The organism is Streptomyces sp. NPDC005963 (assembly GCF_040638655.1).
Classification (GTDB): Bacteria; Actinomycetota; Actinomycetes; order Streptomycetales; family Streptomycetaceae; genus Streptomyces.
The window spans coordinates 20941-35546 of the sequence record NZ_JBEXVD010000030.1; the positions used below are offsets into that span (position 1 = coordinate 20941).

Sequence of the window (14606 nt, forward strand, 5' to 3'; positions counted from 1 at the left end):
GTGTCTCTTTGATTGGTTGGTCAGTTGATCGGGTGTGTCCGTCCGCTGCGTGATCACTGCTGTGATGTGGGACCGGATCGAGCCGCTGATACCGGCCGATCCGGCCCACGGGCGACCGTGGGCCGATCACCGCCGCACCCTTGAGGCCATCTCGTACAAGTACCGCACCGGCTCGCTTTACCAGACGAACTCGGGCCATTCCAGACCCCTCACACACGGCTGATGGGGTGGGCAGCGAACGGAGCCTGGGAACGGATCCTCGCCGCGGTCCTGGCAGTCTCAGACGACGACGGCGACATCGGCTGGACCGTCTCGAGCGACAGCCACGCGCGACCTCTTGGATGACCGGCGGGGTTGCGCGCCCCGTTATCGGTTGAGGATCTCCTCGGCCTTGTCGGCCACCTGCTTGGCCTGGATGTCGCGGCCCTTGCCGTTGGGGTGCGCGTACCAGGGGATCTTGGTGCCGAGGAGTTCAAGCTGGGAGTCTTCCAGCAGGCCGCCGATGCCCCGGTCGGCGCCGTCACACGCCGTGTTGGCGCCGGTGCTGGCGTAGAGGTCGACGAAGTCGGCGCCGCCTTCGGCGTCGGCGGCGACCTTCTTCATGGCGTCGTTCAGCCGCTTCTGGATCTGGTCCAGGACCGGCAGGGCGTCCTGGGGGATGTCGGCGAACGGCAGCTGTGTCTGACCGGGCGCCGTGGTCGAGCACTTGGTGGTGTCCTCGGGCACGAGCCTGGGGTAGCCGACCAGGACGCGCTTCGCGTCGGGGGCGAAGTAGCCGATGCGGTCGAGCAGCTCCTCCAGCTCCGCACCGACCCGCTCGAACTGACCGTCCAGCCACTGCTTTCCGTCCCCGGACTCGAAGAACTCACCGCACTTGGCGGCTGGCTCGTCCCCGTCCACCGGGTCTCCCGGCAGGAGAGAGGGCTTCCGGAGCTCGTCGGAACACTGCTTCAGGATGCGGCTGAAACCCAGTGTGTTGCCACCCAAGCTTCCCACGGTCAGCTGGGTGTCCTGCTTGAGCGCGTCCTGTTGCGGCGGGAGCTCGCCGGCGCCGAAGGGCAGCTCCTGCTTCTCCCAGAAGTGGTGGACGAGGGCGCCTCCGCAGGAGACGTCCGCCTGGACGTCGAGCGTGATGCCCTTGTCGGCCAGGCTCCGGGCGGCGACGGCGGGATAGTTGTCCGTGGCCTGGAAACACCAGCCCCTCTCGCTGTCCGTGTTGTTCACGGGAGCGATGCCGAAGTTGGAGGTGTAGGAGTCGCCGAAGAAGACGGTCGGTACGGGGTCGGCGGGCGCCGCGCCGGCGCTTCCCGCCGGGCCGGCGAGCGCCAGGCAGCTGCCCAGTGCGACGGTCGCGGCGGTCAGCCGCCAGACCGCCGGGGATTTCGTCGTCTTACGCATGGCTGAAGACATGGCTGTGCCCTTTCGTTGGGGCCCACGAGGAGAGGCGAACGGAGTGAACACTCCGCATTCATTCATGCGCAGAATGTGATGATCAAGGATTGTGCGCCAAACGGGCAATTACCGGCCAGCCCCGCGCATACATCCATCTCTCCTGTTCAACAGGGGTGCCGCGAAGGTACGGCCGACGAGTTCGGATGTGATCACGACCCGATAGAGGAGCAGTCCCATCCGGCCGCCGCAGCCCGGGAAGCGTGACCGCACAATGAAGGGGCAAAGACGTCTGACGCGCAGTCGGCCATACGCACAGAGAAGCGTCCATCGAAGACAAGTTCAGCCGGCCAACGCTGTTGCCCCTGCACACCTGGCCAAAGTCTGCCGACGGAGAGTCGGACCCCACCCGACTCCTGACTCCGGCTGGAGGCGAAGGGGGTGGCTCTTGATTCATACGAGATCATTCGGACGCCGGGACTACCGCACCCCAACGGGACCAACACGAATGGAACGGAGCCCCGCACTGTTGAATCTCGTGAACATCTCACCAGGCGGAGACGGCCGAACGCCTACCGAAGCGCTATCCGCTCTTCCTTCAACACGGGACGCCAGCACTCCCTCCGCCGGCGACAAGCGCCGGCCTGTGCCCACAGCATCCTGCCGCCCGAGCTCCATGGCCAACGCTCCCGCGTACAGCAGATTGAAAGGCGGGTTCTGAGGGCCGTGTGGATGAGCTCCATGGTGGACAGTCAAGCGGGCACTGCACTGACAGTGGACGCTCTCAGGTGAGGCCCTGTACCGCGTAGAGGGCGCCCAGGGCCATGGCCAGCGTTCCGAGCAGCAGCCTCAACGACCTCTCGGGAAGCCTGGGTTGGAGGTGCGCCCCCACCGCGCCGCCGCACAGTCCACCGAGGCCGCAGACCAGTCCGAGGAACCAGTCAGGCGCGATGTTGTGACCCGGTGCGACGGCGGCGAGTACCACATAGGTGCCCGCGCCCACGAGGGAGGTGACGAACGTGCAGGCCAATGCGGCGGGGGCGACCCTGGCGACCGACATCCCCCGGCCCGCCAGGATCGGGCCGATCAGAGAGCCGCCGCCGATGCCGTAGATCCCACCGGCGGTGCCCACGGCCAGTGCCAGCAACACGGTGGGGCGGGAGCCGAGGTCGGGCCCTTCGGTGCGGTGCAGCGGACGTAGGGTGCGGATCCACAACCACAGACCGAGCGGCAACAGCAGTGCGGCGACCAGGAGTCGAAAGACCTCCGGACCGGGGATGGCAAAGACGCGGATCACCGCGCCGAGTACCACCCCCGGCACGGCGCCCGCGATCAGCAGCCCGGGCAGTCGGCCGCCCAACCCGCCTCGACGGTGGTACCGCAGCAATGCACCCGGCCCGGCGACCACGTTGTAGAGCAGATTGGTGGGCGTCACCGAAGGACTCGGCACCTGGAGCAGACTGAGCTGCACCGGCAGCAGGAACACCGCACCGGACACACCGACGGGTGCGGTCACGATCGATATTGCGAATCCGGCCGTCCATGCGAGCAGCCCGCCCGACCAGTCCACCCCGTCCCCCTTCGGATCACCGCCTTGAGTATCCACCAGGTCGTGGGCGGACGGGCCGACTGACGGGCTGGCTGGCTGGCTGGCTGGCTGGGACTAGAAGGCGGTCCAGGTGAACGCGACGTGGTCACCTGTCTTGATGCGGAACTGGCATCCGCCGACCGGGGTGGGTATGCCGTTCACCGAAATGTTCCAGTAGGCGGACGCCCCGCCGCTGACTCCCTTGATGGTGTCGACGGAGAAGTCATCGAAGGACGGGTACCAGGTCCCGTCCCACGTGAAGTGCCGCTTGCGGGCGGCGTCGTCGAGGGCTGCGGTCGGAGTGGGTACGGCGGTCGGGTACTGACCGCCGTTGGTGCCGTCGCAGGGGTGGGTGCCACCGGTCGCGGTGGTGACGTCGTGTCCCTTGGTTCTGATGAGGCCCTTGAAGAGGCGGCCTTCAGGTCCTTGGACGGTGAGCTTCACGAAGACCGGGGTGTTGGTACTGACGGTGGTGGTTGCAGGTGCCGCGTGGGCGAGGGGTGCGGCGGTGAGGGTGAGGCCGAGCACCGCGGTGAGGGTCGCGATACGGAGGGCGAACGTCTGGCGCACGAGGGTGCCTTTCCGATGGGGGCCGGCCGCGCGGCCCCCTCGGCCCGCTCGACGGCCCGCGTACCGCCGCACGGACGGACGCAGCCCGGGTACCGGACTCGGGGCTTCGCGCCGCAGACCGTGGCGGTGGGAAGCAGTGCACGCGCATCACGCTGGGCGCTCCGGCTCACGGCAGCCAACTGCCGTTCACGGTTGCAGGTCAGCGCCGGAATCCCACCGGCTTTCCCCAGTCGTGCACGCATTGAGTTGTCACCCCGGTCGGACCGGAGCCCACGCATCGTAGCCCGCCGCCGGAGTTCTTGGGATGATTCCCAACGAACTTGCTCCTTACAGGAGTTCGGCCAGTCCTTCTGCCTTCGACGAAGGGACCCTGTGGACCTCAACCGCATGTTGAGCGAGCTCGAAGAGCTCGTCCTGTGCGAATCGTTCTCGGCCGACCACCGGGCCGTTGCCCGCAGTGCGGCGACGGTCGCGGCGCAGGGCAGCCGATGGTTGGATGCAACGCCCGAAACCCTGGTGATCGGCGGGGTGACCCATCTGCGCTGGACCTTCGGTGTCCCCCGGGTGCTCCTGGTGGGGCACCACGACACGGTGTGGCCGATCGGCTCGTTGTCCGACCACCCCTGGTCGATCCGGGACGGCATCGCCCGTGGTCCGGGTGTCTTCGACATGAAGGCCGGGCTGGTGCAGATGTTCCACGCGGTGGGGAGTCTCTCCTCCCTCGACGGCATCCGGATCCTGGTCACCGGGGACGAGGAGGTCGGCTCGCGCACATCGAGGGAGTTGGTCCTGGACTCGGTGCGCGGGTGTGCGGCGGCCCTGGTCCTGGAGGCATCGGCGGACGGTGGGGCGCTGAAGACCGTACGCAAGGGCGTCTCGCGGTACGACGTCTCCGTACGGGGCAGAGCTGCGCACTCCGGACTCCAGCCGGAGAAGGGCGTCAATGCGGCAGTGGAGGCCGCCCACCAAATCCTCGCCCTCACGGAACTGGACGCATCGATGCGCGAGGGCCGACCGCACGGCCCGGAGGCCACGACCATCACCCCGACCCTCGTCTCCGCGGGCACGTCCGCCAACACGGTTCCCGACCGGGCGACGATCCGCGTCGACGTACGGGCCGCGAGCGAGGCGGCCCAGGCCCGGGTGGACGAGGAGATACACCGGCTCGTCGTACGGACTCCGGGTGCGGAGCTCATCGTCGAGGGCGGTCCGGTTCGGCCGCCGCTGGATCACGGTTCTTCGGCCGCGCTGTTCGCGGTGGCGCAGGGCGCGGCAGTTCGTCTCGGCATGCGACCGCTGTGCGCGGCGGCGGTCGGGGGCGCATCCGACGGCAACCTCACTGCGGGCGCCGGCGTTCCGACACTTGACGGGCTGGGCGCCGTGGGCGGCGGGGCCCATGCCGACGACGAGCACGTGGTGGTCTCGGAGATGCCTCTCCGGGCCGCACTGCTCGCCGAGCTGATCACTTCGGTGTGACGGGGCCGATCGCCCGGACAGGGGGCTGATACGGACTCGGGACACGAACGAGGGGGCCGCCCGCCTGGTTCGGCGAACGGCCCCCTGCTGTCCCTGTGGTTCCGCCCGGTCCCACTGGGTGGCGACCGGGCGGTACGGGTTTTCGTGTGCGCTAGGCGGAGCGTCGTACCCGGGCGGCCTTGCGGGCTTCGGCCGTACGGCGGGACTCGGCCGACCTACGGGAGGCGCCGCCCGCGCGGGCAGGCTGTCCGGGTCGGGTTCCGCGGCCCCGGAACGGAGCGCTGCCCGTCTTGGGTCGCTGTGCAGCGGGTGCACTGACGTTGATGGGGACGCCCGAAGGTGCCTGGGCGGCGGTGATGCGGGTCAACTCGGCTTCGCCCGAGCGCACCTGCGTGGTGTGCGGCGCGATGTCGGCGTCCGACATCAGTCGCGACATCTCACGCCGCTGGTCGGGCGTGACCAGGGTGACCACTCGGCCCGACTCGCCCGCACGGGCGGTCCGGCCGCCCCGGTGCAGATAGTCCTTGTGGTCCGCCGGCGGATCGACGTTGACGACCAGGTCGAGGTCGTCCACGTGGATGCCGCGGGCGGCGACGTTGGTCGCCACCAGCACGGTGACCTCACCGGACTTGAACTGCGCCAGGGTGCGGGTGCGCTGCGGCTGGGACCTGCCGCCGTGCAGTGCGGCGGCGTGGACGCCGACGCTCAGCAGGTGCTTGGTGAACTTGTCCACCGACCGCTTGGTGTCCAGGAACATGATCACGCGGCCGTCCCGGGCGGCGATCTCGGTGGCGACGGTGTGCTTGTCCGCCGCGTGGACGTGCAGGAGGTGGTGTTCCATCGTGGTGACCGCCCCAACGGAGGGGTCGACGGAGTGGACCACCGGGTCGTGGAGGTAGCGACGGACCAGGGTGTCGATGCTGCGGTCCAGGGTGGCGGAGAAGAACATCCGCTGACCCTCGGCGTTGACCTGGTCGACGAGCCGGGTGACCTGCGGCATGAAGCCCATGTCGGCCATCTGGTCGGCTTCGTCCAGGACGGTGATGCGCACCCGGTCCAGCCGGCAGTCGCCGCGCTCGATGAGGTCGTTCAGCCGTCCGGGGGTGGCGACGACGACGTCGGCCCCGGCGCGGAGCGCGGCGGCCTGCTTGCCGATCGACAGTCCGCCCACGAGGGTGGCCAGTCGCAGCCCGAGCGACCGGGCGTAGGGGGTGAGTGCCTCGTTGACCTGCTGGGCCAGTTCACGCGTGGGAACGAGGACCATGGCCAGCGGCTGGCGGGGGGTGGCGCGGTGTCCGGCGGTGCGGGCGAGGAGCGCCAGTCCGAAGGCGAGCGTCTTGCCCGACCCGGTGCGTCCGCGTCCCAGGACGTCTCGTCCTGCCAGGGCGTTCGGCAGGGTGGCGGCCTGGATCGGGAACGGCTCGGTCACCCCCAGGGTGGCGAGCGTCTTCAGGACCGGAGCGGGAAGCTCCAGCGCGTCGAAGGTGTCGACCGCCGGGAGTGCGGGAGTGATGGTGGTGGGAAGCTGGAAATCCTGCTTCGGCGCGGGGCGCGTGCGGGGGCGGCTGTTGGAGCCACCCTGGCCTTGAGAGCGGGGGTTACCGCTGCGGCCTGTTCCTGCGGGGGTGCGCTTGCGCGAAGGGGAGGAACGATTCGTACGATGTGGGCGCTGCATGGAGACCTTTCCCCGATATGGCGCGTATCGAGGAATCCCCCGGTGCAAAGAAACCGAATGAATCGCAGAAACGAGCCGAAATGCTGAAGACACGGGCCGTGCTGGTGCTGTAATAGCGCTACCAGGGCATCGGAATGTCAAGAACTCACGGTGGTGAGGGAGTTGCCATGAGGTCCCGGCCCTGCGCTGGCGAACCTCACGTACGGCAACAAACCAGGGCCCGCACCTCGGGTGCGGGCCCCAGTCGTCTAACGCTTTTTAACTTCAGGCGGGGACGATGTTCTCCGCCTGGGGGCCCTTCTGGCCCTGGGTGACATCGAAGTTCACCTTCTGGCCTTCCTGAAGCTCACGGAAGCCAGAAGTCGCGATGTTCGAGTAGTGGGCGAAGACGTCGGGGCCGCCACCCTCCTGCTCGATGAATCCGAAACCCTTTTCCGCGTTGAACCACTTCACGGTGCCAGTAGCCATAACAAAATCTCCTTGGGGCATGCTCGGGATTCCACACTGTGCGGAACCCGGCGTCGCCGCGATGATTGCCCCGTCCGGAGAGACCGGAAGTATAAAAGTGTCCGACGGAATACGAAACCGCCGATGCACTCGAAATATATGGGAACCACAACTGCAACTTAAACAGACTAGCACGCCTGACGATTCTTCTTCGATACCCGTCTCAGACGGGGGCGACAGGACGCTGCGGCCGCGCCCCGGATCCCTTGGGGCGCCTGACCTGTACGGGTTCCGGTAGGCGCGCAAGACGCGTACACGCGCGCGCCCGTCGTGGTGCCGACACCATCCATTATCGCCCATATGTGCGATTCCTTCGACCGGTGGCCACTCCAGCGGCCCAGCACTCCTCGGCGACCGACATCGATCACGGCACCCGAGCGTCCCCACCACCCCAGGCCGAGCGCCGGACCCGGTACGGCTTTCCGGGCGACCGCACCGGGGCTTTAGAACGGCACCACCCGGGGCGAGGTGCTATGACCTTAGTGAGCAATCTCAGATGATTTGTCCCTCTTAGGGAGGCGGCTTCATGAACGGGACGGCTAGCACCAGCACCGACACCGACACGGTGCACATCCTCTGGATCAACGCGGGCCTCAGCTGCGACGGTGACTCGGTGGCCCTGACCGCCGCCATGCAGCCGAGCATCGAGGAGATCGTCACCGGAGCGCTCCCCGGCCTGCCCAAGGTCGCCGTGCACTGGCCCCTGATCGACTTCGAATGCGGTCCGGTGCAGGGAGCGGACAACTTCATCGAGTGGTTCTTCAAGGCAGAACGCGGGGAGATCGAGCCGTTCGTCCTGGTCGTCGAGGGTTCCATCCCCAATGAACAGATCAAGAACGAGGGCTACTGGTGCGGATTCGGCGACGACCCCGAGACCGGGCAACCCATCACCACCAGTGAGTGGCTCGACCGACTCGCCGCCAAGGCGACCGCCGTCGTCGCCATCGGCACCTGCGCCACCTACGGCGGCATCCACGCCATGGCGGGCAACCCCACCGGCGCCATGGGCGTCCCCGATTACCTCGGCTGGGACTGGAAGTCCAAAGCCGGGCTGCCGATCGTCTGCGTACCGGGCTGTCCCATCCAGCCGGACAACTTCGCCGAGACGCTCACCTATCTGCTGTACCAGCTCGCCGGCTCGGCGCCGATGATCCCGCTCGACGACAAGCTGCGCCCCACCTGGCTCTTCGGGGCGACCGTGCACGAGGGGTGCGACCGCGGCGGCTACTACGAGCAGGGCCAGTTCGCCTCGGAGTACGGCACCCCGGAGTGTCTGGTGCGCCTCGGCTGCTGGGGCCCGGTGGTGAAGTGCAACGTCACCAAGCGCGGCTGGATCAACGGCGTCGGCGGCTGCCCCAACGTGGGCGGCATCTGCATCGGCTGCACCATGCCCGGCTTCCCCGACAAGTTCATGCCGTTCATGGACGCCCCGCCCGGATCACACATCTCCAGCAACGCCAGCTCCGCGTACGGAGCGGTGATCAGACGGCTGCGCACGATCACCTCGAAGACGCTCGACAAGGAACCCAAGTGGCGTCGGACCGGCCGCCAGCTGACGACCGGATACCGCTCGCCGCGCTGACCAGCGCGGCCCCGCCGCCCCCGCCGACCACAACGCACCGTTCCCAGAAGGGCATGAGAGACACGATGGCAGCAACGACCAAAGCGGCCGGCGACGGCAGTGGCCTGGTGGAGATGGCCTGGGACCCGATCACCCGGATCGTGGGCAGCCTGGGTATCCACACGAAGATCGACTTCAAGCAGAAGAAGGTCGCGGAGTGCTACAGCACCTCCTCGGTCTTCCGCGGCTACAGCGTCTTCATGCGGGGCAAGGACCCCCGCGACGCCCACTTCATCACCAGCCGGATCTGCGGCATCTGCGGCGACAACCACGCCACCTGTTCCGTGTACGCCCAGAACATGGCGTACGGGGTGAAGCCGCCGCACCTCGCCGAGTGGATCATCAACCTCGGCGAGGCCGCCGAGTACATGTTCGACCACAACATCTTCCAGGAGAACCTGGTCGGGGTGGACTACTGCGAGCGGATGGTCCGCGAGACCAACCCCGGGGTGCTGGAGCTGGCCGAACGCACCGAAGCGCCCCACGCCGGCGACCACGGCTATCGGACGATCGCCGACATCATGCGCTCCCTCAACCCCATCGAGGGCGAGTTCTACCGCGAGGCGCTCCAGGTCAGCCGGTACACCCGGGAGATGTTCTGTCTGATGGAGGGGCGTCACGTCCACCCCTCCACGCTCTACCCGGGTGGCGTCGGCACGGTGGCGACCGTCCAGTTGTTCACCGACTACCTCACCCGACTGATGCGGTACGTGGAGTTCATGAAGAAGGTCGTCCCGCTCCACGACGACCTCTTCGACTTCTTCTACGAGGCGCTGCCGGGCTACGAGGAGGTCGGTCGGCGGCGGGTCCTGCTGGGGTGTTGGGGCAGTCTGAACGACCCTGACCACTGCGACTTCACGTACCGCAACATGTCGGACTGGGGACGGAAGATGTTCGTCACCCCGGGCGTCGTCGTGGACGGCAAGTTGGTCACCAACGACCTCACCGAGATCAACCTCGGCATCCGCATCCTGCTCGGCAGTTCGTACTACGAGGACTGGGAGGGCAAGGACCTCTTCGTCACCCACGACCCGTTGGGCAACCCCGTCGATCCCCGCCACCCGTGGAACCAGCACACCATTCCGGCTCCGCAGAAGCGGAACTTCGACGAGAAGTACAGCTGGGTGATGTCCCCCCGCTGGTTCGACGGCAAGGAGCACCTCGCGCTGGACACCGGCGGCGGCCCCATCGCACGGCTCTGGTCCACCGCCCTGTCCGGTCTCGTCGACATCGGGTACATCAAGGCGACCGGTCACAGCGTGCGCATCAACCTGCCCCGGTCGATGACCAAGCCGGAGACCACCTTCGAGTGGAAGATCCCGAAGTGGAGCAATGCGCTGGAGCGCAACCGCGCCCGCACCTACTTCCAGGCGTACGCAGCCGCCGCAGCGCTCCACTTCGCGGAGAAGGCCCTCGCGGAGGTGCGCGCCGGACGCACCCAGACCTGGGAGAAGTTCGAGGTGCCCGACGAGAGCATCGGTTGTGGCTTCACGGAGGCCGTGCGGGGCGTCCTCTCCCACCACATGGTGATCCGGGACGGCAAGATCGCCAACTACCACCCGTATCCGCCCACCCCGTGGAACGCCAGCGTCCGGGACAGTTTCGGCACCCCCGGACCGTACGAGGACGCGGTGCAGAACACTCCGATCTTCGAGGAGAACTCGCCGGAGAACTTCAAGGGCATCGACATCATGCGGGCCGTCCGCAGCTTCGACCCGTGCCTGCCCTGCGGTGTGCATATGTACGTGGGCGGTGGGCGCACCCTCCAGCAAATGCATGTGCCCACCGGGCTGAGCGGGCTGGGCGGATGACCGCTGACCAGACGGCCGCACGGGTGCAGGAGGCGTTGGACCGGTTGGCCGGCAGCGGGGCCCAGGAGGCGGGAGAGGCACTGGTCCGCGAGTTGATGGCCTTCTACGACGCGGGGCTGACCGAGGTGGTGAGGGCGCTGCCGGAGCGCGCGCTGACGCCGCTCCTCGACGATCCGGCGGTGGCCGGTCTGCTCGTCCTGCACGAACTGCACCCGGAGGACGTCGGGGCGCGCATCGACCGGGCCCTGACGACCCTGGCGCAGTCGGAGGTCGAGTTCGTCGACTTCCGGCCCGACAGCGGCACACTCACCCTGCGACGGGCGGCGTCCGGCTGCGGTTGCGGCAGCGGTGAGCAGGACGTGGAGAACACGATCGCGTGCCATGCGCCGGAGGTGTCGGAGATCGTCTGGCAGGCGGCCCCCGCGCTGCTCCAGATCGGCACCCGTCCCCCGACCTCGGCGGAGGCACGATGAGCGTGAGCCTGGGGGCCGGTGTGAGGCTGTTGCGCGCCCTGCGCGAGCCGGCACCACCACAGCCGGAGCGCTGTGCGTTCTGCGCGGTGACCCTCCTGCCGGGCCACCGCCATCTCGCGGACACCGAGGAACGGGCCCTGGTGTGCACGTGTACGGCCTGCAGTCTGTTGTTCCAGCGCCCGGGTGCCGGGGACGGTCGCTACCGCGCGGTGCCCGACCGCTATCTGAGCGATCCCGGTCGGGAGCCGGGCGAGGACGTGTGGACCTCCCTGTGCATCCCGGTGAGCACCGCGTTCGTGCTCCGCAACACGGCCTCGGGGCATCCGGTGTTGTGCTACCCGGGTCCCGCCGGGGCCACGGAGGGCGAGGTGGACGAGTCGATCTGGCGGTCGGTGTTCGCCGGCAACCGGTTGGCCGCTCTGTTGGAGCCCGATGTGGAGGCCCTGCTGTTGCGTCGGCCGCAAAGAGAGCGGGGGGAGATCCGCTGCTTCCTCGTCCCCGTCGACGTCTGTTACGAACTGGTGGGGCGGATGCGGCGGCACTGGCGCGGCTTCGACGGCGGCGCCGAGGCCCATCGGGAACTCGACGCCTTCTTCGCGGCGGTCGCCGAGCGGGCCAGACCGCTGCCGCAGGAGGTGGCGCGATGACCGATCTCGGCTTCACCTGTACCGGAGTGCGAGCCGATCCCCATGCGGCGGGTCCCACGCTGGTGCTGCGGCTGCGCATCACCGCCGATCCTGCGACCCGCGTCCACGCCCTGGCACTGCGGTGCCAGTTGCGGCTCCAGCCCGCCCGCCGGGGCTACTCCGAAACGGAGGGCGCACGGTTGACCGATCTCTTCGGTGAACGCTCGCGCTGGGGCAGCACCCTCAACCCGATCGAGTTCGCCCAGGTGCCGGTGATGGTTCCCGGGTTCACCTCAGAGACCGAGGTGGATGTCGTGGTGCCCTGCACCTATGACCTGGACATCGCATCGGCCCGGTACTTCCGGGCGCTCGACGAGGGCGATGTGCCCCTGTTGCTGTTGTTCTCGGGGACGGTGTTCAGCGGGCCCGCGGGCTTCCGGGTCACACCGGTGCCCTGGGACCGGGAGGCAGCGGTGAACCTACCGGTGAGCGTCTGGCGGGAGATGATGGAGCAGCACTTCCCCGGCTGCGGTTGGCTGCGGCTCCCGGGGGATCTGATGGACGAACTGCTCGCCTTTCGCACCAGCAGGTCGCTGCCTTCGTGGGAGGCGACCGTACGCACCCTGCTCGGGGACGCTCGGCCCGCGAACCGCGACGGTGAGCGTACGGCGGTGCCGACCGGGGAGGGCGTGCGGTGACCGAGGTGCGCAGCGAGACGCAGGAGTTGCCCGCCGAGTGGGACGCACGGCTGGAAGCGGTCCGTCAGATCGCCGACGCCGTGCTGTTCGAGGGGTACGTCCTCTATCCCTACCGGGCGTCGGCGGCCAAGAACCAACTGCGCTGGCAGTTCGGTGTCCTGGTGCCTCCGGGGTACGGCGAGGACAGTTCCGAGCACACGTACCAGCGGACGGAATGTCTGATGGAACCGCGGCGAGGGGCGCGGATCGCGGTCGAGTTGCGGTTTCTGCGTGCCCAGCGCAAGACCGTGCAACGGGTGGCCGAGGACGGCAGTTACGAGACGGTCCCCCGGTTGGAGTGCGCGAACCGGGTGGTGGTCCCGTGGGACGAGGGCGTCGAGGAGCGGATCAGACTGGTGGTGCCGGTCGCCGAACTCGCGGACGGGGTGACCCATCCGTTCCGGCTGTCCGCGCGGCGGACCGAAGAGGGGCTCGACGAGTCGGGTGTCCGGTTGGGGCGGTTGGTGCGGGTCGCCGAGGAGGTCTCGGGCGTGCTCCGGTTGGGCGTGGAGGAGATTCCCGGGCCGTACAGCGCCCTGCGGTTGACCGCCGTGGTGGAGAACACCAGTCGGTGGCACGGCGCGGGGGAGTCCCGCAGGGACGCGGCGCTCCCGCACTCCCTCGTCTCGGCGCACCTCGTGCTCGCCCTCGACCACGGCTCCTTCCTGTCGATGACCGATCCGCCCCGGTGGGCGGAGGCCGCCGTGGCCCAGTGCCGCAACGAGCACACCTGGCCGGTCCTCGCGGGCCCGGCCGATCGGGCGGACGTGGTGCTGTCGTCGCCGATCATCCTGGAGGACCATCCGCACATCGCCCCGGAGAGTCCCGGGGCGCTCTACGACGCCACCGAGATCGACGAGATCCTCGCGCTGCGCACGGCTGCCCTGACGGATCAGGAGAAGCGGGAGGCCCGGGGGACCGACGACCGCGCCGGTGCGGTGATCGACCTGGCCGATTCCATGCCGCCCGAGGTGCTGGAGCGGCTGCACGGGGCCGTACGGGCGATGCGGGAGGTCTCCGGTCCGGGCGCTGCGGTGACCGACGCGGGTGAGCAGCCCTGGTGGGATCCGGGCGGAGACCGGGACGTGGACCCCGCCCGGGACCGGGTGGTCGTCGACGGGCGGCAGATCGGTGCCGGAAGCAGGGTCAGGCTGGGTCCGGGTCGCCGGCGCACGGACGCCCAGGACCTCTTCCTGGAGGGTCGCACGGCCCTGGTGGAGGCGGTGCTCCACGATGTGGACGGCTCGGTGCACCTGGCCGTGACGGTGGAGGACGATCCGGGCGCGGACCTGTGGCGGGTACAGGGCAGGTTCCGCTACTTCCAACCCGACGAAGTGACGCCGTTGGAGGAGTCATGACGGAACGGCGGGTGCTGGTGGCCGGGGTGGGCAACATCTTCCTCGGCGACGACGGCTTCGGGGTCGAGACCCTGCAACGCCTGGTCGGCGGCGGGCTTCCGGACGGGGTGGACGCGGTCGACTTCGGGGTGCGCGGCGTTCATCTCGCGTACCAACTCCTGGACGGGTACCGGACTTTGGTGCTCGTCGACGCGACCTCGCGCGGCGGGGCTCCGGGGACGGTGTATCTGATCGAGGCGCGTACCGGTCCGGTGGAGTGCGTCGACGCTCCGGCGCTGGACGGGCATCGGATGGGCCCGGACGCGGTGCTGGCGCTGCTCGACACCTTGAGTGCCGGCACGGACGGCGTACCGCCCGAGCGGGTGTTGGTGGTGGGGTGCGAGCCGGCCTCACTGGAGGAGGGGATGGGGCTGAGCGCCCCGGTGGCCGCTGCCGTCGACGAGGCGGTGGGGTTGATCCGGCGGGTGCTCGCTGCGGAGGTCAACCGGGTGGTAGAGGACCGAGCGTACGAGAGGAAGGCGCCATCATGCTGAAGACCGTGTTCCTGGGGGCCGTCGGGGCCCTGGTCGGGGCGATCGTCTGGCAGAGCCTGCCGGACCTCAAGCGGTATCTGCGCATCTCCCAGATGTGAGCGCCGGGCTCCATCCGCGGTCGAGGGGTGGAGCCGTCGGTGCCCCATGCTGCCGACGGGGTTGCTCACGGCGGCACTACGGCGTGGCTCCTCCCCTGCGCCCGACTGAGGCAGTGCAATGGAGCCGCTGTCACGCCGTGCGTC

At 68.7% G+C, this 14606-nt stretch carries 13 protein-coding genes, 1 pseudogene and 1 riboswitch; of the genes and pseudogenes, 9 read left to right on the top strand and 5 right to left on the bottom strand.

All coding sequences use genetic code 11. The features are described 5' to 3' along the window. Positions 1-34: 34 nt before the first annotated feature. Positions 35-324 (top strand): annotated as a pseudogene (locus tag ABZ348_RS29355) (transposase); the annotation flags it as partial. Between the two features lie 42 nt (positions 325-366). Here the strand turns inward: ABZ348_RS29355 and ABZ348_RS29360 are convergent. From ABZ348_RS29360 to ABZ348_RS29370, 3 genes are all read right to left on the bottom strand, one after another. Then, a complete protein-coding gene (locus ABZ348_RS29360; RefSeq protein WP_358938122.1) occupies positions 367-1410 on the bottom strand; it encodes an SGNH/GDSL hydrolase family protein in 1044 nt (347 codons plus the stop codon). A gap of 763 nt (positions 1411-2173) precedes the next feature. Next, the gene (locus ABZ348_RS29365) at positions 2174-2959 is read right to left on the bottom strand and encodes a TSUP family transporter (protein WP_358938124.1); all 786 of its coding nucleotides are present in this window, start codon (positions 2957-2959) and stop codon (positions 2174-2176) included. A gap of 93 nt (positions 2960-3052) precedes the next feature. Continuing rightward, the gene (locus ABZ348_RS29370; protein WP_358938126.1) at positions 3053-3547 is read right to left on the bottom strand and encodes a DUF4430 domain-containing protein; all 495 of its coding nucleotides are present in this window, start codon (positions 3545-3547) and stop codon (positions 3053-3055) included. Positions 3548-3684: 137 nt separating this feature from the next. Beyond that, positions 3685-3819, bottom strand: a riboswitch (cobalamin riboswitch). Between the two features lie 115 nt (positions 3820-3934). Between ABZ348_RS29370 and ABZ348_RS29375 the strand changes: the two genes are divergently transcribed. Then, complete coding sequence (locus ABZ348_RS29375; protein ID WP_358938128.1) at positions 3935-5023, top strand: M20/M25/M40 family metallo-hydrolase; 1089 nt, start codon at positions 3935-3937, stop codon at positions 5021-5023. 151 nt (positions 5024-5174) lie between these two features. Here ABZ348_RS29375 and ABZ348_RS29380 read toward each other — a convergent pair whose 3' ends face one another. Further along, complete coding sequence (locus ABZ348_RS29380) at positions 5175-6698, bottom strand: DEAD/DEAH box helicase (RefSeq protein ID WP_358938130.1); 1524 nt, start codon at positions 6696-6698, stop codon at positions 5175-5177. A 264-nt stretch (positions 6699-6962) separates the two neighbouring features. Further along, positions 6963-7166, bottom strand: a complete 204-nt coding sequence (locus tag ABZ348_RS29385) for a cold-shock protein (RefSeq protein WP_142215547.1) — start codon at positions 7164-7166, stop codon at positions 6963-6965. 565 nt (positions 7167-7731) lie between these two features. On the opposite strand from ABZ348_RS29385, the gene ABZ348_RS29390 reads away from it, so the two are divergent. The 7 genes from ABZ348_RS29390 (at position 7732) to ABZ348_RS29420 (ending at position 14364) form a co-directional block, all read left to right on the top strand. Continuing rightward, the gene (locus ABZ348_RS29390; RefSeq protein WP_358938132.1) at positions 7732-8787 is read left to right on the top strand and encodes a hydrogenase expression protein HypE; all 1056 of its coding nucleotides are present in this window, start codon (positions 7732-7734) and stop codon (positions 8785-8787) included. 65 nt (positions 8788-8852) lie between these two features. Beyond that, the gene (locus tag ABZ348_RS29395) at positions 8853-10637 is read left to right on the top strand and encodes a nickel-dependent hydrogenase large subunit (RefSeq protein WP_358938134.1); all 1785 of its coding nucleotides are present in this window, start codon (positions 8853-8855) and stop codon (positions 10635-10637) included. Next, complete coding sequence (locus ABZ348_RS29400; RefSeq protein WP_358938136.1) at positions 10634-11110, top strand: thioredoxin; 477 nt, start codon at positions 10634-10636, stop codon at positions 11108-11110. The genes ABZ348_RS29395 and ABZ348_RS29400 overlap by 4 nt, the downstream gene beginning before the upstream one ends. Beyond that, complete coding sequence (locus ABZ348_RS29405; RefSeq protein ID WP_358938137.1) at positions 11107-11757, top strand: DUF5947 family protein; 651 nt, start codon at positions 11107-11109, stop codon at positions 11755-11757. The genes ABZ348_RS29400 and ABZ348_RS29405 overlap by 4 nt, the downstream gene beginning before the upstream one ends. Then, positions 11754-12434 carry a DUF6084 family protein gene (locus ABZ348_RS29410; protein ID WP_358938139.1) on the top strand — a complete coding sequence of 227 codons (681 nt, stop codon included), beginning with the start codon at positions 11754-11756 and terminating at the stop codon, positions 12432-12434. Before ABZ348_RS29405 ends, ABZ348_RS29410 begins: the two co-directional genes overlap by 4 nt. 5 nt (positions 12435-12439) lie before the next feature. Further along, positions 12440-13831, top strand: a complete 1392-nt coding sequence (locus tag ABZ348_RS29415; protein ID WP_358938203.1) for a hypothetical protein — start codon at positions 12440-12442, stop codon at positions 13829-13831. Beyond that, positions 13828-14364: a hydrogenase maturation protease gene (locus ABZ348_RS29420; protein WP_358938141.1), complete on the top strand. Its 537-nt coding sequence runs from the start codon at positions 13828-13830 to the stop codon at positions 14362-14364. The genes ABZ348_RS29415 and ABZ348_RS29420 overlap by 4 nt, the downstream gene beginning before the upstream one ends. Positions 14365-14606 lie beyond the last annotated feature (242 nt).

Coding starts and splice junctions, on each gene's coding strand:
- ABZ348_RS29360 (WP_358938122.1), bottom strand. CDS start 1,410: ATGTCTTCAGCCATGCGTAAGACGACGAAATCCCCGGCGGTCTGGCGG.
- ABZ348_RS29375 (WP_358938128.1), top strand. CDS start 3,935: ATGTTGAGCGAGCTCGAAGAGCTCGTCCTGTGCGAATCGTTCTCGGCC.
- ABZ348_RS29380 (WP_358938130.1), bottom strand. CDS start 6,698: ATGCAGCGCCCACATCGTACGAATCGTTCCTCCCCTTCGCGCAAGCGC.
- ABZ348_RS29385 (WP_142215547.1), bottom strand. CDS start 7,166: ATGGCTACTGGCACCGTGAAGTGGTTCAACGCGGAAAAGGGTTTCGGA.
- ABZ348_RS29390 (WP_358938132.1), top strand. CDS start 7,732: ATGAACGGGACGGCTAGCACCAGCACCGACACCGACACGGTGCACATC.
- ABZ348_RS29395 (WP_358938134.1), top strand. CDS start 8,853: ATGGCAGCAACGACCAAAGCGGCCGGCGACGGCAGTGGCCTGGTGGAG.
- ABZ348_RS29400 (WP_358938136.1), top strand. CDS start 10,634: ATGACCGCTGACCAGACGGCCGCACGGGTGCAGGAGGCGTTGGACCGG.
- ABZ348_RS29405 (WP_358938137.1), top strand. CDS start 11,107: ATGAGCGTGAGCCTGGGGGCCGGTGTGAGGCTGTTGCGCGCCCTGCGC.
- ABZ348_RS29410 (WP_358938139.1), top strand. CDS start 11,754: ATGACCGATCTCGGCTTCACCTGTACCGGAGTGCGAGCCGATCCCCAT.
- ABZ348_RS29420 (WP_358938141.1), top strand. CDS start 13,828: ATGACGGAACGGCGGGTGCTGGTGGCCGGGGTGGGCAACATCTTCCTC.